Genomic DNA, 25,888 nt, shown 5'->3' with positions numbered 1-25,888 from the left:
GTTCAGTCGCGCTCGGGCAGCTGTCCGCCGAGCTGCTCGAGCACCTCGTCGGTGTGCTCACCCAGGTCCGGGCCGAGGTGGTCGATCGGGATCGAGGAGCCGCCGATGACCGGGGTGATTCCCGGGAAGGCCACGTCGGGCAGCGTCTCTTCACCGGTCGAGACATCGAGATGTTGGATCATGCCGCGTGCGGCGAGCTGCTCGTCGGCCACAAGATCCTCTGCGGTGTAGATCGGCCCGGCGGGAACTCCGGCGGTCTCCAAAGTGTCGACAACCTCGGTGACATCGCGCTTCTCACACCAGTCGCCGATGGCTTCGTCGAGTTCCTCACGCCGATCCCAGCGACCGGCGTTGGTCTGCAGATCGGGATCCTCGCCCAGGTCCGGACGGTCAACGGCCTCCATGAGTCGCTTGTAGATTCCGTCGCCGTTGCCGGCGATGACCACGGATTTTCCGCCGGCGCAGAGGTAGCCGTTCGACGGGGCGATGCCCTCCATCCGGCCGCCGGTGCGAGTGCGCGTCTCACCGAATGCGGAGTAGTCGGGGACGAGGGATTCCATGACGGAGAACATGGCTTCGTTCAGTGCGACGTCGACGGTGCGATCGGCCAGGGACGCCCTGCCTTCGAAGCTGTGATCGGAGCCGGTAACAGCCTCGGCGGCACCGGCGATCTTCTGGCGCTGTCGATCGAAGAGCATCATCACCGCACCGAATGCGGCCTGCATACCGGCGATGGAGTCGCCGATCGAGATGCCCACGCGCACCGGCGGCCGGTCGGGGTCGCCGACGAGTTCGCGGAATCCGGAATAGCCTTCGGCGACGGCGGCGAATCCGGGACGCTCGGACATGGGCCCTGTCTGGCCGAAGGCAGAGATGCGCACGAGGATGATGTCGGGGTTGGCCTCTTCGAGGACATCGGGTCCGAGACCCCACTTCTCGATGGTTCCGGGGCGGAAGTTCTCCAGCACGATGTCGCTGCGACGCACGAGCTCGAGAGCCGAGGCCCTGCCTTCCTCTGAGCGAAGGTCGAGGACGACGGACTTCTTGTTGCGGTTGATGGTCCGGTAGAGCATTGAGGTGGTGCCCTGCTTGAGGCGCCAGTTGCGGAGCTCGTCACCCGTGCCGGGGCGCTCGATCTTGATGACCTCTGCACCGAAGTCGGCAAGCATGCGCCCGGTGGTGGGTGCCGCGATGTAGTTGCCGAGTTCGAGGACTCGCACACCGCTGAGTGGAAGACGACGTGCTGTCATGTCGATGCTCCTGTTCGTCGATCGGGCTCGGATCTGTCTACCGGACTGCGCCGGTCGATGCCGTACCGGTCTGTTCCGGTTTCTGTCTTTCTGCAATGGTGCCAGGTCAGCAAGATCAACAGCGACATTTCGAAATTCAGGACGTCCTCGGGTCGACGAATCCAGCGTCCATCCACTGACGGGGAGTAGTGACGGGAGGACTGACGGGAGGTGGAATCGATGACCCTATCTTGTTGAAACGTCATTCACCGCGACGGTTATCTCCGAGCTTCCTGTGAAGATCGGCGGGAAATGAACAGCCTCTGAGACTTGAGCCAATTTCACGCAATTTCCCTTGTTCCCCCTTGTGGCAGGACTGTTGATGTTTAAGACTGGCAACCAAGCCGCAAGACGCGGCCGTATGCCATCAACCAAGGAGCTAAACATGTCGGAAAACTTTGGACAGGACAACGAGAACTTCGGCGGCGGCGACCAGGAGCAGCAGGGCGGCGGCTTCGGTGGCGGCCAGGAACAGGGCGGCCAGCAGCAGGGTAACCAGCAGCAGGGTGGCGACCAGGGCGGCTTCGGCGGCGGCGACAACGAGCGCGGCGAAGGTGGCCAGGGCGGACAGCAGTCCGAGCAGGGCGGCTTCGGCGGCGGCAACGAGCAGAGCGGCCAGCCCCAGGGAGGCCAGCAGTCCGGCGGCCAGGAATCCGGCGGCTTCGGCGGCGGCGACAACGAGCGCAGCGAAGGCGGCCAGGGCGGACAGCAGTCCGGTGGCCAGGAACAGGGCGGCTTCGGCGGCAACGAAGGCAACCAGGGTGGCAGCGACCAGCAGGGTGGCGGCTTCGGCGGCGACAACGAGCAGGGCGGCCAGCAGCAGGGCGGCTTCGGTGGCGGAAACGAAGGCGGCCAGGAACAGGGCGGCTTCGACCAGCAGCGCTGATTCCCTCAGCCTCACGCAGTAACTGAAGAGGGGCGGTACTCCCGATCGGGAGTACCGCCCCTCTTTCATGCTTCTAGGCTGTCGTCACCCGGTGACGGCCACCGCCTGGCGGTGGCGACCGAGGCCGTCGATCTCCATCTCAACGACATCGCCATCGGTCAGGAACGGGAACTTCCCCGACATCGCCACGCCCTGAGGTGTGCCGGTCAGGATCACGTCTCCGGGCTCGAAGGGCATCGTCTGGCTGAGCTGATAGATGATCTGCCCGACGTCGAAGATCAGGTCGCTCGTCGACGAATCCTGCCGCACCTCGCCATTGACCCAGCTGCGCAGCTGCAGGGACCCGGGGTCCACCTCGGCGGCGGGCCTGATCCAGGGACCCAGTGGAGTGAAGCCGGGAAGGTTCTTCCCTTTCGACCACTGGCCGCCGGATTCCTCGATCTGGAACCTGCGTTCGGACAGGTCGTTGGCCAGCACATAGCCGGCCACGTGCGAATATGCCTCCTCAGTCGAGGCGACTCTGAAGGCCCGGGTGCCGATGACCAGCCCCAGCTCGACCTCCCAGTCGGCCTTCGTGGCATAGGGCGGCAATTCGAGTCGGTCGTAGGGGCCGGCAATCGTCGAGGGCATCTTGAAGAAGACGACGGGCGCCTTGGGCGGTTCGGCTCCCGTCTCTCGAGCATGCGCCGCGTAGTTCATGCCCACGCACACCACTGCCGAGGGGCGCGAGATTGGCGCTCCGATGCGCAGGTCCTCCGCTCCGTCGAGGGGATCGAGGCTGCCTTCGTCCAGTGCGGTACGGACCCTGCCGATGCCATCCTCGGCGAAGAACTCTGGGGTGATGTCGGTGGTCAGGGGGCGCAGATCGTAGTGGACGTCGTCGTCACGCACGACCGGGATCTCGTGGCCGATGGGGCCCAAACGCAACAATTCCATGCGGTTCCTTCCATGTTCGACAGACTCCCGCGTCCGGCCGTCGTTGGACGGATGCGCTAGGTGAGTCGGTGGAACCACGCTAGCGGCATCTCACACCCTAGGTTGGAATCGTTCAAGTATTGGACGGCTGTTTTGTGGAACATCGCACAATCTCTTCCGCACTGCGGAATTGCGGCCCGCGTCTTGGCCTGAACGTCAGATGGCAGGTACGGCTGAGGGCCTTACCCAATCAGGTAAGGCCCTCAGCCGTAGGCCCGATTCGGTCGGCTCTCAGAACGCCACGCGATCTGCACCTTTCAGGTCGAGCATCGCCCGAGCCTCGTCCGGAGTGGCAACCTCCATCCCCAGTGCTTCGACGATCGTGCGCATTTTGGTCACTTGCGCCGCATTCGATTCGGCAAGCCTTCCCGGGCCGATCCACAGGGAATCTTCCAGCCCGACGCGAATGTGTGACCCCATCGTTGCTCCCATGGTTGCCAAGGGCTGCTGGTTCTTCCCGGCACCGAGGATTGACCACTCGAAGTCTTCGAGGAGTCGTTCTGAAGTGCGGTGCATGTGCATAAGATCCTCCGGATGTCCGCCGATTCCGCCGAGCAGACCAAACACCGACTGCACGAAGAGAGGGCCTTTGGCCAGCCCACGTTCCTGGAAGTGCGCCAGGTTGTAAAGATGCGAGATGTCGTAGCACTCGAATTCGAAGCGGGTGCCGTTCGAATTCCCTATCTCGAGGATGCGTTCGATATCAGCGAATGTGTTCTTGAAAACTAGGTCCCGGGAATTTTCAAGGTGCTCCCGTTCCCAGTCGTTCTGAAACGTTGAGTACTTATCGAGCATCGGGAAGAGGCCGAAGTTCATCGAGCCCATGTTGAGACTTGCGAGTTCCGGCTTGAAAGTTGTGACCGGCTGCATACGCTCTTCGACACTCATATGTGGCGAACCACCAGTGGTGATATTGACGACGGCATCAGTGTTGCTCGCAACTTTCTGCAGAACCGGTTCAAAATGCTCCGGGTCCTGGGAAGGCCGCCCGTCTTTCGGGTCTCTGGTATGCAGGTGAAGGATCGCTGCACCTGCCTCTGCAGCACCGATCGCCGCATCGGCGATTTCGTCCTGAGTTACCGGCAGATGAGGCGACATCGTTGGCGTGTGGATGGCTCCCGTAACAGCCGAAGTGATGATGACTTTTCGTGCATGTGCCATAAATGTGTCCTTAGTTCTCAGTAGAGCTTTTCTGTATTGCCGTCGACTGCCATGGCTTGTCCGTTGACATGAGAGGCCATGTCGGAAGCCAGAAAGACAGCCATGTTTCCGATGTCGTTAGCGTCGGCTAGCTTGTTCAGCGAAGACTGTCCCGTGTAGAGACCGTTAACTTCGTCGACGGTCTTCCCCAGCATTTCTGCTTTGGACTCGATAACCGCTTCGATCCGAGGTCCACCGACTGCTCCGGGGCAGATTGCGTTGCAGCGGATGTTCTCCCCGCCGAGTTCGATAGCGAGGGTCTTCGTCAGCCCGACCACTGCCCACTTAGTCGCCGAATAGGGGCTGCGGCCGGCCATGCCGAGTCGCCCTGCAGCCGAGGACAGGTTGACGATCGCGGCAGAGTGGCTGGTTCGCAGCAATGGCAGAAAAAATTTGACGCAATAGAACTGGCTGTGGATGTTCACATCGAAAGTTGCCAGCCATGCGGTCGACTCGAGGTTTTCGATGGCGCCGGTCGGACCTGCGATCCCCGCGTTATTCACCAACACGTCGAGAGTCCCCCACTCCGCTGCGACCTCGGTGGCGAGGTCTGCAACCTGCCCCTCGTCAGACGCATTCGACACGGAGGCTTTCATACCATCACTTCGGGCGGACTCGACTGCGGCTTCCGCAATGTCGGTCACCCAGACCTCGGCACCAGCCTCGGTGAATTGCTGGGCGATGGCCCGACCAATTCCGGCTGCCCCTGCAGTGATGAGAACGCGTTTACCTTCGACACCGAGAATGCTCATGCTTCCGCCCTTCATTTCATTTTTCCGAGATTGTGGGAATTTGAGTGGAGCCTGAGCTCCGTGTTGCCTGGGCCTTGGACTCTTGCCCTTGCTTGAGGAATGGGATGAGGAAGGCACCGATCACACAGATTGCGACAATAAGCCACAGCCCTGAAACGCCCGATCCGGTGAGGTCTTCCATCAAGCCCATAATGTATGGCCCAAGAAAACCTCCGAGGAGCCCGACCGTATTGACGAGAGCAAGCCCGGCTGCCAGCCCGACTCCGGAGAGTCTGGTCGCAGGGTACGTGAACAGAATGGGCTGGAGCGCGAAGAAGTTGAATGCAGCCAAGCAGAAACCGATGAGACCGAGCGCTGGCCCGCCCAGCGCACCGATGATGAAACCCACAATGATTCCGATCATGGAACCCAGAGCTATCTTCTTTGAAGCGCTTGCAGTTTTGGCGAAACGCGGCAACAGCAGTGCACCGACCGCAGAGAACACCCATGGAATTGCAGTCAGCAACCCTATCTGGACCGAGCCCATCTCGCCCCAGCTGCCGATGATCGACGGAAGGAAGAAGTTGAGTGCATACACTGCGAGCTGGTGTCCGAAATAGATGCCGACGACCAGAAGTATCTGCGGGTCGCGAACGATATCGGCGAGACGGTGGTTGGACGCCCCAGAGGCGCCGGCTTGTTCCTCCTCGTCAATAGTCGTTTCGAGCCATTCGGCTTCTTCTGGGCTGAGGAACTTGGCCTGCCTCGGACTGTCGGGTAAGAATTTCCACACCAGGAGCGCCAAGAAGCAAGCGGGCACGCCTTCAATAAGGAACATCCATTGCCAGCCGTGCAAGCCGAGGAATCCGTCCATCGTCAGAAGCACACCACCGATCGGAGCCCCGATAATGTTGGCAATCGAGACTCCCAAGAGGAACATACCATTGGCTTTGGCCCGGTCTTTGACGGTGAACCACTTAGTCAGGTAATACATGACACCGGGAAACAGGCCAGCCTCGGCGATGCCAAGCAACATTCGCAAAATGTAGAAAGACCACTCACCTTGAACAAACATCATCGCCGCTGAAATCAGGCCCCAGGTGATCATAATGCGCATGATCCACCACCGAGCACCGACCTTGTGCATGATCATGTTTGAAGGAATCTCGCATACCGCGTAGGTCAGGAAGAAGAGTCCGGCTCCAACACCGTATGCGGTGGCGGAGATGCCCAGGTCAATCTCTAGTCTTTCCTTGGCCATTCCGATATTGCTTCGATCGAGAAAAGCCAGGATGTAAGCGGCGATGAGCAGTGGCATGAGCCGAACGAAGATCACTCGATTCAACACTTCCGGCGACCGCAGCGTCGCTGATTTCGACATGGTTATCCTTAATTTTTCGAGAGTGAGCAAACTGGCAGTTCGATGGTCGAGCCGCTCAAACTCTGGTTGTATTCAGTGCATTGAACGAATCGGGATGGCAACCGCAGCTTGTTCCGGTGTGAATTTGGTGGCGACAGATCACTTCACGAGCTGGCGTACCGGGGTCCTCGATATGGTCGAGCAAAACAGAGAACGCTGCCTTCGCCATCTCGACGACTGGCTGAACGATCGTCGTCATTCCCATAAGCGGCGATCGGGAGCGGGCAAGGCCATCGCTTCCTACGACGATGAGATCATCTGGAATGCTGATTCCGTTGACAACAGAGTGTTCGATGATGCCAAGCGCCACCTCGTCGGAACCGCAAACAATGGCTTCTGGCCGGTTGTCCGCATCGCCAAGGAGTTCTTCTGCCGCGATTCTTCCTCCGTTCCGGTGCAACCGAGTGCTCACCTTCCAATTACCTGGGATAGTGATTCCGTGTTCAGCCGCCGTGTCGATGAAGGCCCTTTCACGGTCAGCCGAGGCGGTGGAGAACCTGGGACCGATGACGGTCGCGATCTTCGTAACCCCGTGTCCGAGGACATGAGTCATGAGTTCGCGTGCCGCCAAAGTGTCGTCAATGCCGATGAAGCTGGCGCTGGCATGCTCGACCTTGCGGGAGAGATTGACGACCGGGATCCGAGCGCTATTCAAAGTCCCGTATGATCGTGCGTCGAGTCGCATCCCACCAGTGGAGATGACCCCGTCGACATTGCGTGCTGACAATGTCGAAGCCACATGATTCAGCCGTTCCGGATCGTCGCCTGTGGTGGAGACGAACACATCGAAGCCTTCCTCGCCTGCCGCTTCGATGATGGCCTGTGCCCAATGCATGTGCATGTAGTTGACCATTGAAGGCACGATCAGGCCGATCACCCGGGTCAGGGAGCGATTGTGCATCGCGGAGGTCAGCGGCGACCTGTATCCGAGTTCATTGGCCTTTTCGATCACCTGGCGTCGGACGACGGAAGACACTCCTGTCTTGCCGTTGAATACATAGCTGACTGTTGCAGTCGAGACTCCACAGGCGCGTGCGACGTGGGCGGCAGAGACACGAGGGCGTGACGCCTCATCGTATTTTTCCTCTTGCATTATTGCCACCCGTACCCTCCACGTCCCTGTGCAGCCTGAACACTGCAATTGGACTCCCACTCAACGACGTTAAGCAACGTTAAGTATGTAGGTGCTATGAAGGACCCGCAAGAAGTGGAGAGCTGCTCTATTCCTCGAACGCCGCTGCCGTGTAGTCGGATTTGGCCCGCCGGGGGACGACGACGATGGGCACCGGGGAGTGCTGCAGGATCCGCATGGCGTGACTGCCCAGTGATACGCGCTTGATCGCCCCGAGACCGGAAGAGCCGAGCATCATGACTTCGGGATCTTCCCACTGGACCGCAGTCAGCGCACTGGCCCAGTCGGGTCCTGTCCCGATGGCCACGTCGGTCTCGCCGGGCTTGATGTGGAGGTTGTCGATCGAGCACAGTATCTCGTCGGTGTCTCTCCGGATCACGTTGGCCCATTCGTCGATGACGCTGGATTCGACGTCGAGTCCCACTCCGGCCGCCGAGATCACCCTCGACCGTGGAGCGAACGAGGCGATGCGGAAGGGTACGCCGGACTCGGCCGAGACCACTGCGGCCCCGAGGATGAGATCCGCCGAGGTGGACGAACCGCTGTATGCGGCAGTGATCCTCCGCAGCCGAGCGCCCGGTGCTGCTCGGTATCCGACTGGGGCCAGTGCCACCGGCAGGCTGGCGCTGTGCAGCAGGCCGGTGGAGACGGACCCCAGCGCGATCCGCCTCGGCGTCCCATCGGCAGCGGGGCCGACGACGAGGCGGTAGGCGTTCTCCTTCTGGCACACCTCAAGCAGTCCACGTCGCGATGAACGAGCGCCGTGGATGACGCATTCGGACTCGATGTCATCGGGAAGGGACACCCGAACCTCGTCCAGGGCAGCCTCGGCGACGCTGCGAAGCTTCTTCTGATACTCGCTGTCGAAAAGCACGGGACTCATCGGCCAGGCGGCGGAATCGATGGCCGCCGCGACGAGCCGATGCCCGTAGGACCGGGCGAGCACGATGCCCAGCTCAACCGCCGGTCGGTTGTCCTGACCTGGTGCGATGCCGACGACGATGCTCATTGTTTCCCTCCTGTGGAACCAGTTCCGTCAATGCTGTCTTGTGCTGCTCGCTGCTTGCCGAGCACCGAGGATCTGCGGCCGAAGACGATGTAAAGGCCGAGGATGACCGCGGTCCAGATGAGGAAGACGACGATCGTGATGCCCTGCAGGTTGCTGATGATCCAGAGGCAGCCGATGATCGCGAGCACCGGCAGGACCGGGTAGAAGGGAACTTTGAAGCCGCGCTCGAGGTTGGGTTCGCGCACACGCAGGATGATGACGGCCAGGGACACGACGACGAAGGCGACGAGGGTGCCGATGCTCGTCATCTCGGCGAGGAAGTTCAGTGGGATGAAGCCGGCCAGGATGGCGATGACCACGGTCACGACGATCGTGCCCTTGACTGGGGTGAGCGTTCGGGGATTGACCTCGCCGAAGAGCTTGGGCATCATCCCATCGCGCGACATCGTGAATAGGATGCGGGTCTGGCCGTAGATCGAGACGAGGGTGACGGAGAAGATCGAGATCACGGCTCCGGCGGCGACAACGGTGCCGGGCCACTGGGCGCCGACGATGTTCTCGAGAATCGCCGACAGCCCAGCGCTCTGCCCTTCGAACTCCTGCCAGGGCTGAGCAGACAGGGCGGCGACGGCCACCAGCACGTAGACCGAGGTGACGATGAGGAGTGCCGCGATGAGGGCTTTCGGCATGGTCTTCTTCGGGTTCTTCGTCTCATCGCCGGCCGTAGCCACGGCGTCCATGCCGACGTAGCTGAAGAAGATCAGACCGGAGCCGGCCACCACCCCGGAAAAGCCGAAGGGTGCGAAATCGGCGAAGTTATCGACATTCCAGCCGGTGACTCCGACAAGCACGAAGAAGAGGAGAACTCCGATCTTCGTGCAGACCATGATGGTGTTGATGACGACCGATTCGCCGGTGCCGCGGACCAACAGGAAGCAGCACATGGCCAACAGCGCGATCGCCGGAAGGTTGACGATTCCTCCCTCCTCCGGGGCGTAGGCCAGGGCGTGCGGGATCTCGAATCCGAAGAGGTTGAACAGCAGCTGATTGACGTACTGCGACCAGCCCACGGCGACGGCAGCCCCTGCCACACCGTATTCGAGGAGCAGACACGCCGCGACCCCCATGGCCGGCAGCTCGCCGAGCGTCGCATAGGCGTAGGAATAGGAGGAACCGGAGACGGGCACGCTGCCGGCCAGCTCCGCATAGCAGATCACCGCGAGGCCGGCGACGAGGCCGGCGATGACGAAGGACCAGATGACAGCCGGTCCCGCGACGGGCACGGATTCCGACAGAATGAAGAAGATGCCGGTGCCGATGGTCGACCCGACGCCGATCATGGTCAGCGAGAACAGACCGATTGTGCGCTTGAGATCACTGTCCGCCTCCTCACCCTGCTGTGGCACGGGTTTCACTCGGAACAGCTGTTGTCGCAGACTTGCCATTGTCGTTCCCCAGACGTCGTTGTCGTGGTGCAGGCAATACCACGAGCGCGAAGACCCCGCTCGCAACACTGCACTCATTGCTAGTGGCGACTTTACGACAAGACCGACACCGTTGCCGAGACTTCGAGATGCGCGCTGTGTCCCCTGCGCAAGACAATCGCGGCTCGCATGATGTCATACGCACAACAAAGATCGGCCTCGTGTTCGCGTCAGCTTCGCTGTTTCCGATAGTGCCTGAGCGCTTTGTCTCTGCCACCGCAGGTCTGCATCGAACACCATCGCCGACTCCGGTTGCGCGACGTGTCAAAGAACAGCCATTCACAGCTCGGGCATGACCTGATTCGATCCAAGCGCTGACCAGTCAGTTCCGTTATTGCGGAGTCCGCGAAGACAGCAAGCAGTGCCGAACTGTCCCATTGTTGAGGCCATTTCCTCACAATCCGATCTCCCAGCGATGTGTAACCGTATCGCCTCAGACCCTCGGCGTGCGCTTCCGTGATCGACTGCAGCTCACGGTCGTCCGGTTGTGAACCATCGGCCAAAGCAGTGAACACCGTGAAGATGGATTCCCGCAAGCCCTTCAACGCGGCACGGTCATCAGCCGACGCCCCCCGCACCATTGTCAGCCCCAGAGACTCCGCCCACTCTGCAGCAACATTCGACGAGCGCAACCAGTCACGTTCCCCTGAATCTTCGCTCCGGTTGGGGACCGAATTGCTCAGCTCAAGGCACAGTGCGTTGCCCACATGTTCGAACTCCATATTCTGATTTTACCACCTAATGACTCTTGACAGGTCAAGTCCTCAGGGTAAGACTTTACCAGCAACAACTATTTAGGTGGTTATAATGAATGCGATGTTCCGGTGGCTGTGGGCCAGTGCGGGCTTGGCCAACCTCGGCGATGGAATCATCATCACCGCACTCCCTCTCATCGCAATCGCCGCAGGTGGCCAGCCGAGCGAGGTTGCCCTGGTCACCACCGCTGCGACCATCGGGTGGCCGATAGCGGGCCTTCATGCCGGGTGGGTCGTCGACAAGATTCCTCCTCACCGCCTGCTCGCGCTCGTCAACAGCGCGAGGACGCTAGCGCTGATCGGACTGACCCTGTCCATCGCATTCGAGACCGGGGTGCTTGTCGTGACGCTCGCCTCAGCTCTCATCTTCGGGTTCGCCGAGACCCTGGTCGACACCGCACTCATCGCAGGCATCCCCCGCACGGTCAGTCGCAATCGCCTCGTCGGCGCCAACGCAAGGATCGAGGCCACTGTCAACATCAACAATCAACTCGCCGGACCGCCGCTCGCCGGACTACTCGTCGGAAGTGCCGGTCTACTTGCCGCCACCACCGGTGCGGCACTTTACCTCCTGGCCGGAGTCGCGGCACTCGGCCTCATGCATTCAATGCGACGCTCCCACTCCGAGTACCTCACAACAGCAGACTCCACCGCACCCGCAATCGACAACTCGACCGGAGAGGGCGGTGCAGAGATTCGAGTTCGCGACGGCATCCTGTTCCTCTGGCGACATCGTCTCCAGCGAGAGTTGACGCTCATGACGGCAGCAATGAGCGTAATCTGGGGCGCTTGGACGGCGACCTTCGTGTTGCACGCCGTCGCTCCAGGCCCCCTCGGCCTCGATCCGGCCGGCTACGGGCTGCTGCTGACCACAATGGCACTCGGAGGCATCATCGCGTCGATGTTCACCGAACGACTTCAGACCAGAATCTCGCCCACGTCGCTGCTCTTCATCGACACGATCGGCACGATCGGCCTCGTTCTTCCGGCTGCACTCAATGCACCCGTGGCAGTCGTGGCAGCCGGAATCGTGCTCGCCGGCAGTGGTTCGACCGTGTGGCGGATCATCGTCGCCGTCGTCCGCCAAAAGTCGACTCCACTGCACCTCATCGGCAGGGTCTACTCTGCTTCCCGCGTCATCAGCTGGGGAGCACTCCCCCTGGGTGCCACACTTGCCGCGATGGGAGTCGGACCCTTGGGGCTGACCTCGATGTTTTGGATCGAGAGCGCGCTCGCGGCAGGGATCTCCACCTGGTTCGCCATCAGAATGCCCACACTCAGGTCTCGCATGGACGAGGCGGCCGCTCCGGCACCCGGAGAAATGTTATTCAATCATAAGGTTGACAACGAGGATGCGGAGGGCTAACTTGTTAATCAACCCTATGGTTGAATACAGGATGGAGGTTCAGTGGCAGACCAACTGACAAAGGTCTTCGCAGCCCTGGCAGACCCGACACGACGAGACATGGTGGCCAGGCTGTCCATCGCCGACGCCACGGTCAACGAACTCGCCGAGCCCTATGAGGTCAGCGTCCAGGCCGTGTCGAAACATCTCAAGGTGCTCGAGGATTCAGGACTGGTCACTCGCACCCGGGACGCCCAGCGCAGACCAGTCCACCTCGAAGACAATGTGTTCGATCTGATGACGAAATGGATCGAGAGATATCAACGTCAGGCCGAAGACCGCTACCGACGTCTCGACGCAGTTCTGGATGAGATGAAGGCGGACGAAGACACAGAAGACACCATCTCCACCACCACATCACGCAAGGGAGCATGACATGACCACCACGAACGACACTGACTACTCGACTCTGAAACTCGACGTCCCGGATGGCGTCCAGACTGTCTCGATCACTCGTGACTTCGCGGCCACCCCGAACAAGGTGTTCCGCGCCCACACCGACCCAGAACTCTTCGTCAAATGGTGTGGACCCGACACGATCACGAACACGATCCGCGAATGGGACGCGAAGACCGGCGGGAAATGGAGCTACATCTCGACCGATGACAACGGTGAGTACGGCTTCTTCGGATCCTTCCACGAGGTGCGGGAGAACGAGCGCATCGTCCAGACCTTCACCTTCGAAGGCTTTCCGGATGCCGTGAACCTCGAGATCCTCACGCTCACTGACTTGGGCGATGGGCGGACCCGCCTGCAGTCGACGTCGGTCTTCGACTCCCTCGAATCTCGCGACGGCATGGTCGCCTCCGGTATGGAGCACGGCATTCGCGAAGGTTACGACAAGCTCGAGAGGATGCTCGCCGGGATTCAGTGAGCGCTGACAGCGCCGGCCCATTCAGCGCCGGCGCTGTCGCATCGTCTGAGGTATCCCATAAGCTCGAGGTCATGACCGACTCACACGCTCACACGAGCGCGCCTGCCGAAGAGGATATCGACCGCTACGATTCCGAGGCCCGCCAGTGGCTGGCTGGAGCCATCGGAGCGGTGAAGTCAGATGCCAACAGATCCTCGGACACGCACCTGCTGCACGTGCCGCTGCCTTCTGCGTGGCGAATCGACCTCTATCTCAAAGACGAGTCGAGCCATCCCACCGGGTCGCTCAAACACCGCTTGGCCCGCTCGCTCTTCCTCCACGCACTGTGCAATGGCTGGATTCGCCCCGGCCGGCCGGTCGTCGAGGCCTCCAGCGGATCGACCGCGGTCTCCGAGGCGTATTTCGCCCAGCTCATCGGCGTCCCGTTCATCGCAGTCATGGCGCGATCGACGAGCGCCCAGAAGATCTCACTCATCGAGTTCTACGGCGGCACCTGCCATTTCGTCGACAACGCCAACGAGGTCTACGCAGTCGCAGCTGATCTGGCTGCGGAGTCCGGCGGTCACTACATGGATCAATTCACTTACGCGGAGCGAGCCACGGACTGGCGCGGCAACAACAATATCGCCGAGTCGATCTTCGATCAGATGTCGAGCGAGACCTACCCCGAACCGTCCTGGATCATCGCCACCGCCGGAACGGGCGGCACATCGGCGACCCTGGCCAGATACGTTCGCTACACCGGTCGGGCCACCGGCATCTGTGTAGCCGATCCTGACAATTCAGCCTTCTTCGCCGGATGGCGCGACCATGATCCGGCGGCGACGACCGATCAGGGATCCCGGATCGAGGGCATCGGACGACAGCGGGTCGAGGCGAGCTTCATCCCCTCGAGCATCGATCGGATGATGCATGTTCCCGATGCTGCCGCCATCGCCTCCATCCAGCTGCTCGAGAAACTGATGGGGCGTCGTGCCGGGGCTTCGACCGGCACCGGCCTGTGGGCCGCATTCCGCATCGTGTCGCAGATGAAGGCAGCCGGGCAGAGGGGAAGTCTGGTGTCGCTGATCTGCGACCCGGGCGAGCGCTACCTCGACAAGTACTATTCGCCGGAGTGGCTCGCAGAGGCAGGCATCGACACGGTCCCCTACCGGGAACGCCTCACGGAATTCATTGCCAGCGGTCGCCTTGGCTGAACTCGTCTAGGCAGGCCTGTCGGCCATCATGGCAAAGTACGAATCCCGGCTGCGACGGACGTGCTGTCCCATCACCTCGGCGGCCTTCGTCTCCTGTCCGGCATCGATGGCTGCGATGATGTCGCGGTGCTCGGGCCATGCCTGCGGTCCTCGACGGGTGACGTTGAGGGAGTAGAGCCATTCGATCTTCCCTGAGATCTGGCGCAGGAGGCTGACGAAGGAGAGGCTGCCGCTGAGTTCGGCGATTGCGAAGTGGAAGCGCATGTTGAGCACCGCGAGGTCCTCGTAGCGTTCCTCTCCGATGACGATGTCACCGGCGGCGAGGATCTCGTTGATCTCCTTGCGAATCATCCGCCAACGCTCATCCGGGACCCCTCCGCTGCTCTGCTGCGCTGCGCGCTTCGCAGCTCGTTTGGCGGTCGCGGATTCCAGGACGATGCGGATCTCGAACAGATCCTCAGCGTCCTCGATCGGTGACGGGGCGACCATGCTGCCGCTGTAGGGCCGAGACTCGACGAGCCCTTCAGATTCGAGGGAGCGCAATGCCTCTCGAATCGGGATCCGCGAGACGTCGTACTGCTTCGCCAGGGCCGCCTCGCGGAGCTTGCCTCCGGGCGGATGCACGCCTTTGATGATGTCGTGGCGGATCTTCGCCCCGACCGCGATGCTGTTCGAGGGCGAAGCCGCACTCGGCTTCGCAGCCGAACTTGACCGCGATCGAGAACCGGGCTCAGGCATTGAGCAGACCGGAACCTGGCACAGCGGCCAACAGCTTCTGCGTGTACTCCGCGACTGGACGATCGATGACATCTCTCGTCGCGCCCGCTTCGACGACCTCTCCGTTCTTCATCACTACAACATCGTCTGCCAAGTTCGCGACAACTGCAAGATCGTGCGTGATGAACAGGCAGCTCACGCCGAGCTCCGACTGCAGCCGACGCAGCAGGTCGAGAATCTGCTCCTGGACCAGGACGTCGAGTGCCGACACTGCCTCATCGCAGATGAGGAGCTCAGGTTCGCTGATCAGCGCTCGCGCGATCGCAACCCTCTGTCGCTGTCCGCCGGAGAGATCGGCGGGTCGACGCTCGAGCATCGAGGTGGGCAGAGCCACTTGGTCGAGCACCTCGGCGACCTTGTCCTTCCTCTCGGCTCGTGTGCCGACCTTGAATACGTCGAGGGGCTCAGCGATGATCCGCTCGATGCCCCACATCGGGTTGAGCGAGGAGAACGGGTCCTGGAACACAGGCTGACTGAATCGCCGCAGTATGCTGCGTTCGGCCCGCGAGGTGGCATCGACATTGCGCCCTCCGGTGAGAACTGTGCCGCTCGTGGCCTTTTCCAAGCCCAAGACGATCTTCGCAATCGTCGACTTTCCGGAACCGGATTCACCGATCACCGCCGTCGTCTGCCCTCGCTGTGCGCTGAAGCTCACGCCCTTGAGTGCGTGCACCTCTTTGCTGCGGCCGCGCAGCTTGTACACCTTGTGCAGGTCTTCGACCTCGAGCACGTTCGCCGAGGCGTCCCCACCGGCGCTGCGGTCGTTGCTCTCCCGGGAACCTTGAGCCGCAGCACCGGCCGGATTCCTCTGCTGCGGGTCCCGCTCCACCGCAATGCTGGGCGCGGCTTTGACCAGGGCCTTCGTGTACTCGTCCTGAGGATTCCCGAGCACCTGCTGAGGTGTCCCGCGTTCGACGACGCGGCCTTCGTTCATGACGAGGATGGTGTCCGTCCGCTCCCCGGCGACGCCGAGGTCGTGCGTGACGAAGAGCAGCGAAGTTCCTCGCTCGGTGACGAGTTTCTGCAGATGATCAAGGATCTGCTTCTGCACCGTCACATCCAGTGCGGAGGTCGGTTCGTCGGCGATGATGAGGTCCGGTTCACCTGACAGGGCGATTGCGATGAGGATCCTCTGCCGCATACCACCGGAGAATTCATGCGGATATGACCGTCGCCGGTTCTCCGCGTCAGGGATTCCCGCTTCCGTCATCAGCCGCACAACATTGCGGGTCACCTCGGCGGAATTCGACATTCCGTATGTCCGCAGAGCGTCGGCGATCTGGTCGCCCACGCGCATGCTCGGGTTGAGACTGGCCATGGGATCCTGCGGTACCAAGGCAATCGAACGGCCCCGAAGCGTTTGGAGTCGCTGATGATCGGCGTGGACGAGGTCCTCACCGCGGTACTTCACAGAGCCGGAACTGACATGGCCTGCCCCCGGAAGGAGTCCGAGGACTGCGCTGATCGTCGTCGACTTGCCGGAACCTGACTGACCGACGAGAGCCAGACGCTCCCCCGGTGCCAACGTGAAGCCCACATCGTGGAGCACCGGGTGCTCGTAGGAGACTTCGAGGCCAGCGACCTCGAGGACGAATTCTGACGGTTCCACACCGCCACCGGTCGCAGTGCTCATCATCTGCCTGCCGCGTATCCCTGGGCACCGCGCGGGTTCGCACCTGCGGTGACGCGACCGGTTGCAGGGTCCCGGGTCACGCAGGAGAGCCTGCCCAGTTCCCAGTCGCCGGCCCTCGTCACGATGTGGCCACGTGCGATCAGCCCATTGATGACATCCTCGCCGAGGCGGTCCTCGACCACAGCTCCGCCGGGAACCCAGGTGCGCGGCCAGAACGATCCCGCCAACGAGGTGGTGTGCAGTGCGGGAGCATCAATCGCCTGCTGGGGAGCGTAGCCGCCGATGAGCATGCGCAGAATCATCAGCAGCTGCCACTGTTCCTGCTGGTCACCGCCGGGTGAACCGAGCGCGATGATCGGTTGACCGCCTGTGGAGATCAGAGTCGGAGTCAGCGTGGTGCGCGGGCGTTTTCCGGGGGTCAGCGCCGAGGGAGCTGTTTCGTCAAGCCACATCATCTGCAGACGAGTTCCCAGGCAGAATCCGAGCTCGGGGACGACCGGCGAGGACTGCAGCCATCCGCCGGAGGGTGTGGCTGAGATGATGTTGCCCCAACGGTCAACGACGTCGATGTGGCAGGTATCGCCGTTGTTGACGCCGTTCTTCTGCACAGTCGGCTCGCCGATGCCCGCCTTGGCCATGGCTTCCTTGTCCGCTCCCTCGAGCACGAGCGGCGGAGTGAAGGTCGCGACAGAACCCGCCCGGTCGGTGCCGGGTCGGAATTCGAGTGAGGCATCATCTGCGATGAGGCCCCGGCGATTTGCGGCGTACTCTTCGCTGAGCAGCCAGTCGAGGTCGACATCGGCATCCCCGTAATAGGTGTCGCGGTCGGCCATCGCGAGTTTGAGTGCCTCGAGGATCGTATGCGCACCGATCTCGGTCGAAGGATCGAGCCGGTCGTCGTCGAAGCCCTCGAGGATCTTCAGCGTCTGGAGCAGCACCGGGCCCTGCCCCCAGGCTCCGATCTTCGCAATCGAGTAGCCGCGGAAATCGACGGACACCGGTGTCTCGAAATGTGCGTCGAATCCGGCGAAGTCGGCTGCTGTCATCACTCCAGCGTGGTCGCCTCCAGTCGAGTGCCTGTGCGGGGTGGAGATGAACTTCTCGACCGCCTCGGCGACGAAGCCGGACTTCCATTCCTCACGTGCCGCAGCGACTCTGGCAGCGCGCCCTTCCACACCGTCACCTGCAGCGATGAGCTTCCTCAGGACCTCGGCATAGGGGCGGTTATAGATGAGATCACCGATTTTCGGGATCTGACCCTCCGGCATCCACTGGGCTGCCGACGTGGGCCAGTGTTCGGTGAAGAGCTCTTGAACGCGTTCGATGGTGCCCACGACTCGACCGAGAACGGGGTGCCCGTTCTCGGCGTAGTCGATGGCGAAATCGAGGACGTCGGCGAGTTCCCAAGAGCCGTGGTGCTCGAGCAGATTGAGCCAGGAGTCGACGGCGCCGGGCACCGCAGAGGCGAGTGCCCCGGCGCCGGGGACCATATCGAGTCCCTCATTGCGATAGTGCTCGATGGTTGCAGCTGCCGGTGCCGGACCCTGCCCCATCATGATCTGCGGGTTCGCCGGATCCTCGGCGGTGGCGAAGACTCCTGTCATGTCACCGCCGGGACCGTTGAGATGGGGTTCGACCACATGGAGGAGAAAGGCTCCGGCCACGGCCGCATCGAAGGCGTTGCCGCCCCGTTCGAGCACAGCCTGTGAAGCAGCAGTGGCCAACCAGTGGGTGGAGGCGGCCATTCCGAAGTGGCCCTCCAGAGTGGGCCGAGTGGTGAAAGCCGCGGGTGGGGTGAATGACATATCAGTGTCCCTTCTTCGAATTGGGGTCGAGGGCGTCGCGCAGGGCGTCCCCGAAGAGGTTGAAGGCCAAGCAGATGACCAGGATCGCCAGCCCGGGGAACAGCGCGGTCGACGGTGCACGGAAGATGTACTGCTGCGCGTCGGAGAGCATGATGCCCAGGCTGGGTGAGGGCGGCTGGATACCCAGGCCGAGGAAGGAGAGGATCGATTCTCCGATCACTGCGGTGGGAATGATGACGGTGGCCTGCACGATGATCGCCGAAGCGATGTTCGGTAGGACATGCATGCCCAGAATACGTGCCTTCGACGCGTCAGTGGCGATCGCGGCCTTGACGAAATCGGCCGATTTCAGCCGCATCGTCTCACCTCTGACCACTCTGATCATCGTGGGTACCTGGGAGATGCCCAACGCGATCGCGGCGTTGGCCAGGCTGGGCCCGGAAATGGCTGCCAGCCCGACGGCGATGATGAGGAATGGAAATGCCAGGGTGACATCGGTCAGTCGGGAGATGACCGCGTCGAGGCCCCGGAAGTATCCTGCCAAGAGGCCCAGAGGCGTGCCGACGATGACGGCCAGCGCAACTGCCAGGAGCCCCACCTGGAGCGAGGCGCGAACACCGAATGCGAGCCTGGAGAGAACGTCTCTGCCGAGGTCGTCGGTGCCGAGGACGAAGCCGATCGTGCCCGGCACTTGGAATGGAGCTTGGAAGTTCGTCTGGGCGAATCCATAGGGGGCGATGAGCGGTGCGAAGAGTCCGACGAGCACCACGATGGCGACCATGACGGACCCGATGAGCCCCATCGGGTTGGACAGGATGGAGCGCAGCAGCCACCAGGCCCGGTTGTTCGAGGCGTGGAATTCGGGATCGAGTCCCTGCGTGTTCTTGTCGGTGTTCGTGACGATTGGGGTGGTCATGAGGCGTCCTCGCTGACTCGGATCTGTGGGTTGATGACCGAATAGAGGATGTCGACGGCCAAGTTGATGAGAATGTAGGAGGCCGTGATCACGAGGACAACTGCCTGGATGACCGGATAGTCGCGGGAGAAGACCGCATCGAGGGTGAGTTTGCCGATTCCCGGCAGGGCGAAGATCCTCTCCGTGACCACTGCACCCGAGATCAGGCCACCCAGCTGCAGACCGATGATCGTGACGAGGACGATGAGCGAGTTTCGCAGTCCGTATCGAAGGAGGACCCTCGGACGGGACAGTCCCTTGGCGCGTGCCATGCGCACATAGTCGGTGCCCATGCTCTCGATCATCGAGGCCCTGGTCTGCCTGGTGATGACGGCGGCCAGACTGGTGCCCAGGATCAAGGCAGGCAGGGTGAGGTAGTAGATGCCGCGGATCGGGTCGGAGAGGACGTCGACGTACCCCGAGGCAGGGAACCAACCGAGAGTGACGGCAAGGACCAAGATTGCGAGGAGTCCGAGCCAGAAGTTCGGAACCGAAAGGCCGAGGAGAGCGAGGAAGTTGCTGCCCAACTCCGGCCACTTTCCGCGGAAGCGTTCTGCGACCATGCCCAGGGTGATGCCCACGATGACAGCGACCACGATCGCGTACAGCGACAGCCACAGGGTCACTGGCAAGGTGGTCGCAATCATCTCGGTCACGGCCAAGCCTGTCCGCGTGGATTCGCCGAGGTCGCCGGTGACGATGTCGCCCAAGAACTTGACGAACTGGACGAGCAGAGGCTGGTCGAGCCCGAGGTCGGCGCGGATCGAGTCGAGTCGTTCAGGGGTCGCCTCTTCACCTGCCATCGCCAGAGCCGGGTCGCCGGGAAGCATGCGCACACCGAAGAAGATGACGATGCCTGAGAGCACGAAGGTGATGATGGCGTGGAAGATCTTGGTGAGCACGAATCGAGTCATCGCTGAGCGTCCTTCTTCAAAAATCCGGCTTCGGAGAGATGGACGACGCCGTCGGAGAACACATCGATGCCGGACACATCATCGGTGTAGGCCGTGAGGTTCTTCTGCCGGTAGAGATAGATGATCGAGTTGAGTTCACCGATCCGCTGTGAGGCTTCGCCGTAGAGCTTCTTGCGCTCATCGATGTCTGTGGCTTCACTGGCTCGGGTGAGCAGATTGCTGAGTCTGTCGTCGTCGACCCCTGTGACGTTGTTGCCGGCGCCTGGGTAGTGGAAGGTATAGAGGTTTCCGTGCGGATCGACGCGTCCGGACCAGCCCAGCTGGAGGAGCTCGTAGTCGCCGCGGTCCTGGGCATCGAGCAGGGCCGTGTATTCCATCGGCTGGACCGTGATGTCGAAGCCTGCTTCCTTGGTGGAGGCCTGAACGGCCTGAGCGAAGCGAAGTGTGTCCTGAGTGTTCGAAACCTTCATATTCACCTTGAGCGGAAGTTCGACTCCCGCATCCTCGAGAAGCTTCTTCGCGCCGGCTGGATCGTAGTCGACGCACTCGTCGCTCGCCTTGGTTGCGAAGGGGCTGTCCGGAGAGATGCCGGAGCACGCCGGTGAGAACCACCCGTTGAATACGGTGTTGACCAATGCCTTGCGATCGAAGGCCATCGACAGTGCCTTGCGCACCTTCGGATCCTGGCCCAGTGGCGTCTCGAAGTTCTCCGGATTGTCGCCGAAGCCCATGTTCACAGTCAGCCCTTGGTATCCCAGAGAGTTCGACTGCAGGAGTCCGATTCCCGATTCCTCTGTGAGAGCGTCGACGTCCTGCGGGGAGATCGTGTCCGCGACCTGCACATCGCCGGAGCGGATGTTCGCAGCACGAATGTTTGCATCCGACATGATCTGATAGGTGATCGAGTCGAGGTGTACCTTGTCGGCATCGTAGTAGTTGGGGTCCTTGACGACCTTGATCGACGTCTGCGCGATGCGCTTCTCAAACTTGAACGGCCCGACGCACACCGGGTGGTCGCCGAAGTCCTCACCCGCCTCGTCCAGGGCCGCCGGCGACATGATCATCCCGGCACGATCGGCCAGGGCCGCGGTGAATGGCGCGAAGGGCTCGTCGAACGTGACCTCGAGGGTGTGATCGTCAATGGCGGTCACATCGTTGATCGGGCCGAGTTCTGCAGAGCGGGATGACTCTTCGAGGTTGAGCCCGCGTTCGATGGTCGTCTTGACCGCCTCGGCGTCGAAGTCGGTGCCGTCGGCGAATCGCACACCGTCCTTGACCGGGATGCGCACGGTCTTTCCATCTGTGGAGACATCCGGCAGCGAGGTTGCGAGCATCGGCGTGATCTCACCGTTCGCATCGATGTCGTAGAGCTTCTGGCACATCGTCTGCATGACATATCGGGTGTAGAGAGAGGAAGATGTCGTCGGGTCGAGGCGATCCGGTTCCGAGGACAGCGCCATGACGAGATCTCCGCCTTCTTCGAAGGCTCCGGCGTCGGCATCGACCGACTTCACGTCGGGTCGCTCGGGCGGTTCGCCGAGCGGTTGGACCGGCGTGCACCCGCCCAGCAGGACGACGCTGGCAAGCACCGCCATTATCCGTTTCTTCACGCGCACTCCTGTGTGGGTATCCATCTCAGAGGCTGGCCGATAGTCACTCCGGCCCTCTTGTTTGCATACAATCTAATCGTTGATTAACGTTTTGTATACAAATACTGTGAAGTTCCCGAATTCTGGGATCAAAAGAGCTCGATTGCAGGCTCTGCGAAAGGGACGCAATGACACGTCGACTCGACTTGGCCATGCTGCTCGTACTGACTTTCTCAACGGGAATGGTCGACGCGATCGGCTACCTGGGCTTCGACAAGGTCTTCACCGGAAACATGACGGGCAATGTCGTCATCCTCGGCATGGGCCTGGCCGGAGCCGAGGACACTCCGGTCCTGCGCCCTGCCTTAGCCCTCGTGTTCTTCATGGTGGGAGCGGCCCTGGGCGGGCGCATCCTCGGCCGAATCGGCGAGGACTGGCACGTGCGCACCACGATCATCTACGCCGGAGTGGCCGTCGGCTGCGCGGGCCTGGCCGTCTATGTCGCGCTCATACCCAACCCTGAGGTGGGGCTGGCCGGAACCATCTTCACCTCGGCGCTCTCTGCCCTGATGGGCGCACAGGCCGCTGCGGCACGGAGGATGAAGATCGCCGACGTCACCACCGTCGTCGTCACCTCGACGATCGTCGGTCTGGCATCTGATTCGCGGCTGGCCGGTGGCGACAGCGTCCGCTGGATCCGCCGAGCTCTGGCCGTCCTTCTCATCCTCATCGGCGCGATCGCCGGTGCCGCGACGCTGCTGATCAATCAGTGGATCGGCATCGCCTTCGTCGCCGCGGCGATCGCCGTCGTGACCGTCATCGGTCACTGTGGGGCAAAGAAGCGGGCCCTCGCCGAGACTGCCGCCTCCCCCGCGCTCGCCTGATCCCATCCGCACTCGTGTTCGGCATTCATCAGGCGGCATGGAGTCAGCGCACGCCGAGCTTCTTCCACACCACGAGGATCGCAGCCACACTGAGCGCACCGGCCAGCAGCACCCAGTAGGCGGGCGCTTTGGCATCTCCCGTGACGCCGATCAGCCACGCGGCAACGAGTGGTGTCAGCCCGCCGAAGATGGCTACCCCGACGTTGTAGCCCAGTGAGAGTCCGGTACCGCGGACCTCGGTCGGGAAGATGTCGCCCATCACGCTGGCCAGGGGCCCGTAGTAGGCGGCCTTGAACAGCGAGAAGATGGCGACGACCACGATGAGCACGCTCAACGCATTGGCCACGACAACCCAGGTGAAGAGCACCCATGTCAGCACCATCACAGCCACAGCCGCCGGGATCATGAACGTCAGCCGTCCGACCCTGTCGCAGACGTAGCCGACGACCGGCGTGAAGAGGAGCAGGACGATGCCGGAGACCAGGGTGGCCCAGAAGCCGGCGGACGACGTCATGCCCAGGTTCTCCACGGCGTAGGTGGGGACGTAGGTGATGAAGTAGTTGAGGCAGGTCGATACTGCGATGGCGCCGATAGCCAAGACCACAGCCAGCTTGTGGTGACGCACGATTCCACCGATCGCAGCGGACTGCTTCGGGGCATTTGCCGCAGCGGCGGTGAATTCCGGAGATTCGGGGACATGACGGCGGATATACAGACCGACCGGCCCGACCAGCAGGCCAACGATGAAGGGCAAACGGAAACCCCAGGTCTCAAGCTGCTCCTGGCTGAGACTGGTCGTCAGGGACACACCGATGACAGAGGCCAGTATCGTCGACAGCGCCTGCGAGGTGAACTGCCAGCTGGCTGCGAAGCCCTTGCGATGGGGCAGATGTTCGACCATGAGCGAGGTCGCTGATCCGAACTCACCTCCTGCCGCGAAGCCCTGGATGAGGCGGGCGAGCAGAATGAGCAAGGGGGCGGCCAGGCCGATGGCATGAGCCGGGGGCATGATCACGATCATCAAAGTGCCCAGGAACATCAGCCAGATGGTGAGAGTCAGTGCCGGCTTCCGGCCCTTGCGGTCGGCATAGCTTCCAAGCACGATCGCACCGACGGGTCGGATGAAGAAGGACAGGGCGAAGGTGCCCAGCGCCAGCATGATTGAGACCGAGTGGCTCTCGGAGGGGAAGAATGCGACGGAGATGTAAACCGAGAAGTAGGCGTAGATCGCAATGTCATACCACTCCAAGGCGTTGCCGACGGAGGCCGCAACGATCACCTTCCACGGTCGCACGGGCCTTGTGCCGGAGGTGGATTCCGCAGATATCGCCTGCTCACTCATTTCGCGGCTCCTGTGCCCGATGTGGTCTCAATACGCATCCGGCGTCGCCTCTTTCGAGGTGAACCAGTCGTCGGGGTTCTGCCCCATATCCCAGAACATTCCGGCCATGATCTCGGCACCCTGTTGAAGGATCGAGGTCAGGGCATGTTCGTCGGGGGCGTGCTGATTGCATCCGGGATAGGAATGCGGCACCCACACGGTCGGCAGACCCAGCACCTCGGCGAATACGTCGTTGGGGATGGTTCCACCTAAGTTCGGTTCGATCGCGGCTTCGAGCCCGGTCGTCATCCTGATCGACTCAGCGGCGGCTGCGACGACGCGGGCGTTCGGGTCGAGTCGAGTCGCCGGCATGCAATGCTCGAAGACGACATCGACTCCGTGGATCCCTTCGCCCTCCAGATGCGCCCGCACCTTGCCTTCGAAGTCGTCGACGTCGGTGCCGACGACGTATCGCAGCTGCATGTGCGCCTCTGCCGCACCCGGGATCGCGTTGACCACCTGGTCCGGATCCCCGGCCTTGAGGGCGAGGACCTCGATGACATTGAAGGCGAAGACCTTCTCCGCCGAGGTGAGCCCCGGCTCTCCCCAATCGACATCGACTTCAGGCGATCCGTCTTCGACCACCTCGGGCAGTTTCGCAACGGCTTCGAGCACCGAGGCTGGCGGGTCGTCGGGACGCAGCGCGGGAATCCTGATGACGCCGTTTCCATCGACGAGGGAATTGATCGCGGCGGCGAGGACGGTGGCGGAGTTGCGCAGCTTCCCACCCCAGTTGCCCGAATGGTGGTCGCCATCGCGGTCATGGACGACGAGCCTGAAGTTCAGCGCTCCGCGGGAGCCGAGGAACAGCGTCGGATATTCGGCAGCGATCCGCGGGCCGTCGGAGGCGAGGAAGAGATCGGCGTCAAGTTCGGCCCTATGCGCGGCGGCGAAGGCCTTGAGGCCGAGCGAACCGGCCTCCTCGGCAGTTTCCATGAGGACCTTGACGTTGTAGCCCAGAGCGGCTGTGCCGGGAGCGTCGAGTGACTCGAGCACGGTCTTCAGGGCGAGGGAGTTCACGGTGTGCTGGCCTTTGTTGTCGGCGCTGCCTCGACCGAAGAGACGGTCGCCGTCGCGGGTGAGCACCCACGGGTCGAGACCGTCAGACCATTGCGAGTCGTGGGCGAACTGCACGTCGCCGTGACCGTAGAGGAGGACGGTCGGCAGTTGCGAGTCCTCGATGCGTGAGGCGATGAGCAGCGGGTGCTCATCGGATTCGGGATTGTCGTGGATCGTCGCCACAAAGCCCAGGGCCGTGAGCTCGGGGGCGATCTCCTCGGCGAGGTAGGCGTGAGCGGCGAGGCCATTGCCCGGTGCCTGACTTTCGGTGTGTTCTGCGACGCGCGTGGCCAGCAGATCGAAGAAGGCTTGGCTGCGGACGAATTCGCCCGCGGCCCGAGTGACAGACTCTCGAATGGCGGACTCTCGAGTGACAACTTCGCGGATTTCATTCGGCACTGTTCGTTTCGGTGCCGTTTCGCCCTGACCGGGGCTGTGATCTGGTCTCATGTGTTCAGATTGTCGCAGTCCGGCTCAGATTGGAAGACTGATCTGTCCATATGCCGGTGCGTTTCTCGCAAGGTGCCCGTGCATA

Annotated in this window: 23 protein-coding genes; 5 read left to right on the top strand and 18 right to left on the bottom strand. The window is 62.0% G+C overall.

Annotated features, from left to right (window positions below; all coding sequences use genetic code 11):
• Positions 1-2 precede the first annotated feature (2 nt).
• The 10 genes from JTF07_RS17745 to JTF07_RS20965 all read right to left on the bottom strand — a co-directional run bounded on the left by JTF07_RS17745 (position 3) and on the right by JTF07_RS20965 (position 10,848).
• The gene (locus JTF07_RS17745) at positions 3-1,250 is read right to left on the bottom strand and encodes a CaiB/BaiF CoA transferase family protein (RefSeq protein ID WP_204235522.1); all 1,248 of its coding nucleotides are present in this window, start codon (positions 1,248-1,250) and stop codon (positions 3-5) included.
• 418 nt (positions 1,251-1,668) lie between these two features.
• Positions 1,669-2,244, bottom strand: coding sequence for a hypothetical protein (locus tag JTF07_RS17740; RefSeq protein ID WP_204235521.1), 576 nt, complete (start codon positions 2,242-2,244; stop codon positions 1,669-1,671).
• Between the two features lie 15 nt (positions 2,245-2,259).
• On the bottom strand, positions 2,260-3,111 hold the full coding sequence (locus JTF07_RS17735) for a fumarylacetoacetate hydrolase family protein (protein WP_204235520.1): 852 nt from the start codon (positions 3,109-3,111) through the stop codon (positions 2,260-2,262).
• A gap of 270 nt (positions 3,112-3,381) precedes the next feature.
• Positions 3,382-4,311: a 3,5-dioxohexanoate:acetyl-CoA acetone transferase gene (kce, locus tag JTF07_RS17730; protein WP_204235519.1), complete on the bottom strand. Its 930-nt coding sequence runs from the start codon at positions 4,309-4,311 to the stop codon at positions 3,382-3,384.
• 17 nt (positions 4,312-4,328) lie between these two features.
• Entirely contained in the window at positions 4,329-5,102 is a 774-nt protein-coding gene (locus tag JTF07_RS17725; protein ID WP_204235518.1) for an SDR family oxidoreductase, read from the bottom strand.
• A gap of 16 nt (positions 5,103-5,118) precedes the next feature.
• Positions 5,119-6,462 carry an MFS transporter gene (locus JTF07_RS17720; protein ID WP_204235517.1) on the bottom strand — a complete coding sequence of 448 codons (1,344 nt, stop codon included), beginning with the start codon at positions 6,460-6,462 and terminating at the stop codon, positions 5,119-5,121.
• A gap of 55 nt (positions 6,463-6,517) precedes the next feature.
• Positions 6,518-7,594, bottom strand: a complete 1,077-nt coding sequence (locus JTF07_RS17715) for a LacI family DNA-binding transcriptional regulator (protein WP_204235603.1) — start codon at positions 7,592-7,594, stop codon at positions 6,518-6,520.
• Positions 7,595-7,721: 127 nt separating this feature from the next.
• Positions 7,722-8,642 (bottom strand): universal stress protein, encoded by a 921-nt coding sequence (locus JTF07_RS17710; protein WP_204235516.1) that lies wholly within the window; start codon positions 8,640-8,642, stop codon positions 7,722-7,724.
• Positions 8,639-10,087, bottom strand: coding sequence for an APC family permease (locus JTF07_RS17705; protein ID WP_204235515.1), 1,449 nt, complete (start codon positions 10,085-10,087; stop codon positions 8,639-8,641). Before JTF07_RS17705 ends, JTF07_RS17710 begins: the two co-directional genes overlap by 4 nt.
• A 209-nt stretch (positions 10,088-10,296) precedes the next feature.
• Complete coding sequence (locus tag JTF07_RS20965; RefSeq protein WP_204235514.1) at positions 10,297-10,848, bottom strand: CGNR zinc finger domain-containing protein; 552 nt, start codon at positions 10,846-10,848, stop codon at positions 10,297-10,299.
• 94 nt (positions 10,849-10,942) lie between these two features.
• Between JTF07_RS20965 and JTF07_RS17695 the strand changes: the two genes are divergently transcribed.
• The 4 genes from JTF07_RS17695 to JTF07_RS17680 all read left to right on the top strand — a co-directional run bounded on the left by JTF07_RS17695 (position 10,943) and on the right by JTF07_RS17680 (position 14,356).
• Positions 10,943-12,247 (top strand): MFS transporter, encoded by a 1,305-nt coding sequence (locus tag JTF07_RS17695; protein WP_252199901.1) that lies wholly within the window; start codon positions 10,943-10,945, stop codon positions 12,245-12,247.
• A 42-nt stretch (positions 12,248-12,289) separates the two neighbouring features.
• Positions 12,290-12,661, top strand: coding sequence for an ArsR/SmtB family transcription factor (locus JTF07_RS17690; RefSeq protein ID WP_204235512.1), 372 nt, complete (start codon positions 12,290-12,292; stop codon positions 12,659-12,661).
• A gap of 1 nt (position 12,662) precedes the next feature.
• Positions 12,663-13,160, top strand: coding sequence for an SRPBCC family protein (locus JTF07_RS17685; protein WP_204235511.1), 498 nt, complete (start codon positions 12,663-12,665; stop codon positions 13,158-13,160).
• Between the two features lie 71 nt (positions 13,161-13,231).
• On the top strand, positions 13,232-14,356 hold the full coding sequence (locus JTF07_RS17680; protein ID WP_204235510.1) for a PLP-dependent cysteine synthase family protein: 1,125 nt from the start codon (positions 13,232-13,234) through the stop codon (positions 14,354-14,356).
• 6 nt (positions 14,357-14,362) lie between these two features.
• Here JTF07_RS17680 and JTF07_RS17675 read toward each other — a convergent pair whose 3' ends face one another.
• The 6 genes from JTF07_RS17675 to JTF07_RS17650 form a co-directional block, all read right to left on the bottom strand.
• Positions 14,363-15,022 (bottom strand): GntR family transcriptional regulator, encoded by a 660-nt coding sequence (locus JTF07_RS17675; protein ID WP_204235602.1) that lies wholly within the window; start codon positions 15,020-15,022, stop codon positions 14,363-14,365.
• 64 nt (positions 15,023-15,086) lie between these two features.
• The gene (locus tag JTF07_RS17670; RefSeq protein ID WP_502710969.1) at positions 15,087-16,769 is read right to left on the bottom strand and encodes a dipeptide ABC transporter ATP-binding protein; all 1,683 of its coding nucleotides are present in this window, start codon (positions 16,767-16,769) and stop codon (positions 15,087-15,089) included.
• Positions 16,766-18,571, bottom strand: a complete 1,806-nt coding sequence (locus JTF07_RS17665) for a gamma-glutamyltransferase family protein (protein ID WP_204235508.1) — start codon at positions 18,569-18,571, stop codon at positions 16,766-16,768. Before JTF07_RS17665 ends, JTF07_RS17670 begins: the two co-directional genes overlap by 4 nt.
• Before the next feature lies 1 nt (position 18,572).
• Positions 18,573-19,487 (bottom strand): ABC transporter permease, encoded by a 915-nt coding sequence (locus tag JTF07_RS17660; RefSeq protein ID WP_204235507.1) that lies wholly within the window; start codon positions 19,485-19,487, stop codon positions 18,573-18,575.
• The gene (locus JTF07_RS17655; protein WP_204235506.1) at positions 19,484-20,440 is read right to left on the bottom strand and encodes an ABC transporter permease; all 957 of its coding nucleotides are present in this window, start codon (positions 20,438-20,440) and stop codon (positions 19,484-19,486) included. Before JTF07_RS17655 ends, JTF07_RS17660 begins: the two co-directional genes overlap by 4 nt.
• Positions 20,437-22,050, bottom strand: coding sequence for an ABC transporter substrate-binding protein (locus JTF07_RS17650; protein ID WP_240518434.1), 1,614 nt, complete (start codon positions 22,048-22,050; stop codon positions 20,437-20,439). Before JTF07_RS17650 ends, JTF07_RS17655 begins: the two co-directional genes overlap by 4 nt.
• Positions 22,051-22,217: 167 nt before the next feature.
• Here JTF07_RS17650 and JTF07_RS17645 point away from each other — a divergent pair, with 167 nt between their 5' ends.
• The gene (locus JTF07_RS17645) at positions 22,218-22,913 is read left to right on the top strand and encodes a YoaK family protein (protein WP_204235504.1); all 696 of its coding nucleotides are present in this window, start codon (positions 22,218-22,220) and stop codon (positions 22,911-22,913) included.
• Between the two features lie 43 nt (positions 22,914-22,956).
• On the opposite strand, the gene JTF07_RS17640 is transcribed toward JTF07_RS17645, so the two are convergent.
• On the bottom strand, positions 22,957-24,255 hold the full coding sequence (locus JTF07_RS17640; protein ID WP_204235503.1) for an MFS transporter: 1,299 nt from the start codon (positions 24,253-24,255) through the stop codon (positions 22,957-22,959).
• Between the two features lie 27 nt (positions 24,256-24,282).
• Complete coding sequence (locus JTF07_RS17635; protein WP_204235502.1) at positions 24,283-25,803, bottom strand: M20/M25/M40 family metallo-hydrolase; 1,521 nt, start codon at positions 25,801-25,803, stop codon at positions 24,283-24,285.
• Positions 25,804-25,888: the final 85 nt, after the last annotated feature.

Origin of the sequence: Brevibacterium sp. RIT 803, assembly GCF_016892625.1 — a bacterium.
GTDB lineage: Bacteria > Actinomycetota > Actinomycetes > Actinomycetales > Brevibacteriaceae > Brevibacterium.
The sequence above is the reverse complement of the archived record's forward strand: the minus strand, read 5'-3'. Positions and strand labels throughout refer to the sequence as shown.

What these genes read in the sequence shown, in the direction of transcription:
- JTF07_RS17745 (WP_204235522.1), bottom strand. Translation starts at nt 1,250, where the DNA reads ATGACAGCACGTCGTCTTCCACTCAGCGGTGTGCGAGTCCTCGAACTC.
- JTF07_RS17740 (WP_204235521.1), bottom strand. Translation starts at nt 2,244, where the DNA reads ATGAAAGAGGGGCGGTACTCCCGATCGGGAGTACCGCCCCTCTTCAGT.
- JTF07_RS17735 (WP_204235520.1), bottom strand. Translation starts at nt 3,111, where the DNA reads ATGGAATTGTTGCGTTTGGGCCCCATCGGCCACGAGATCCCGGTCGTG.
- kce (WP_204235519.1), bottom strand. Translation starts at nt 4,311, where the DNA reads ATGGCACATGCACGAAAAGTCATCATCACTTCGGCTGTTACGGGAGCC.
- JTF07_RS17725 (WP_204235518.1), bottom strand. Translation starts at nt 5,102, where the DNA reads ATGAGCATTCTCGGTGTCGAAGGTAAACGCGTTCTCATCACTGCAGGG.
- JTF07_RS17720 (WP_204235517.1), bottom strand. Translation starts at nt 6,462, where the DNA reads ATGTCGAAATCAGCGACGCTGCGGTCGCCGGAAGTGTTGAATCGAGTG.
- JTF07_RS17715 (WP_204235603.1), bottom strand. Translation starts at nt 7,594, where the DNA reads ATGCAAGAGGAAAAATACGATGAGGCGTCACGCCCTCGTGTCTCTGCC.
- JTF07_RS17710 (WP_204235516.1), bottom strand. Translation starts at nt 8,642, where the DNA reads ATGAGCATCGTCGTCGGCATCGCACCAGGTCAGGACAACCGACCGGCG.
- JTF07_RS17705 (WP_204235515.1), bottom strand. Translation starts at nt 10,087, where the DNA reads ATGGCAAGTCTGCGACAACAGCTGTTCCGAGTGAAACCCGTGCCACAG.
- JTF07_RS20965 (WP_204235514.1), bottom strand. Translation starts at nt 10,848, where the DNA reads ATGGAGTTCGAACATGTGGGCAACGCACTGTGCCTTGAGCTGAGCAAT.
- JTF07_RS17695 (WP_252199901.1), top strand. Translation starts at nt 10,943, where the DNA reads ATGTTCCGGTGGCTGTGGGCCAGTGCGGGCTTGGCCAACCTCGGCGAT.
- JTF07_RS17685 (WP_204235511.1), top strand. Translation starts at nt 12,663, where the DNA reads ATGACCACCACGAACGACACTGACTACTCGACTCTGAAACTCGACGTC.
- JTF07_RS17680 (WP_204235510.1), top strand. Translation starts at nt 13,232, where the DNA reads ATGACCGACTCACACGCTCACACGAGCGCGCCTGCCGAAGAGGATATC.
- JTF07_RS17670 (WP_502710969.1), bottom strand. Translation starts at nt 16,769, where the DNA reads ATGATGAGCACTGCGACCGGTGGCGGTGTGGAACCGTCAGAATTCGTC.
- JTF07_RS17665 (WP_204235508.1), bottom strand. Translation starts at nt 18,571, where the DNA reads ATGTCATTCACCCCACCCGCGGCTTTCACCACTCGGCCCACTCTGGAG.
- JTF07_RS17660 (WP_204235507.1), bottom strand. Translation starts at nt 19,487, where the DNA reads ATGACCACCCCAATCGTCACGAACACCGACAAGAACACGCAGGGACTC.
- JTF07_RS17655 (WP_204235506.1), bottom strand. Translation starts at nt 20,440, where the DNA reads ATGACTCGATTCGTGCTCACCAAGATCTTCCACGCCATCATCACCTTC.
- JTF07_RS17645 (WP_204235504.1), top strand. Translation starts at nt 22,218, where the DNA reads ATGACACGTCGACTCGACTTGGCCATGCTGCTCGTACTGACTTTCTCA.
- JTF07_RS17640 (WP_204235503.1), bottom strand. Translation starts at nt 24,255, where the DNA reads ATGAGTGAGCAGGCGATATCTGCGGAATCCACCTCCGGCACAAGGCCC.
- JTF07_RS17635 (WP_204235502.1), bottom strand. Translation starts at nt 25,803, where the DNA reads ATGAGACCAGATCACAGCCCCGGTCAGGGCGAAACGGCACCGAAACGA.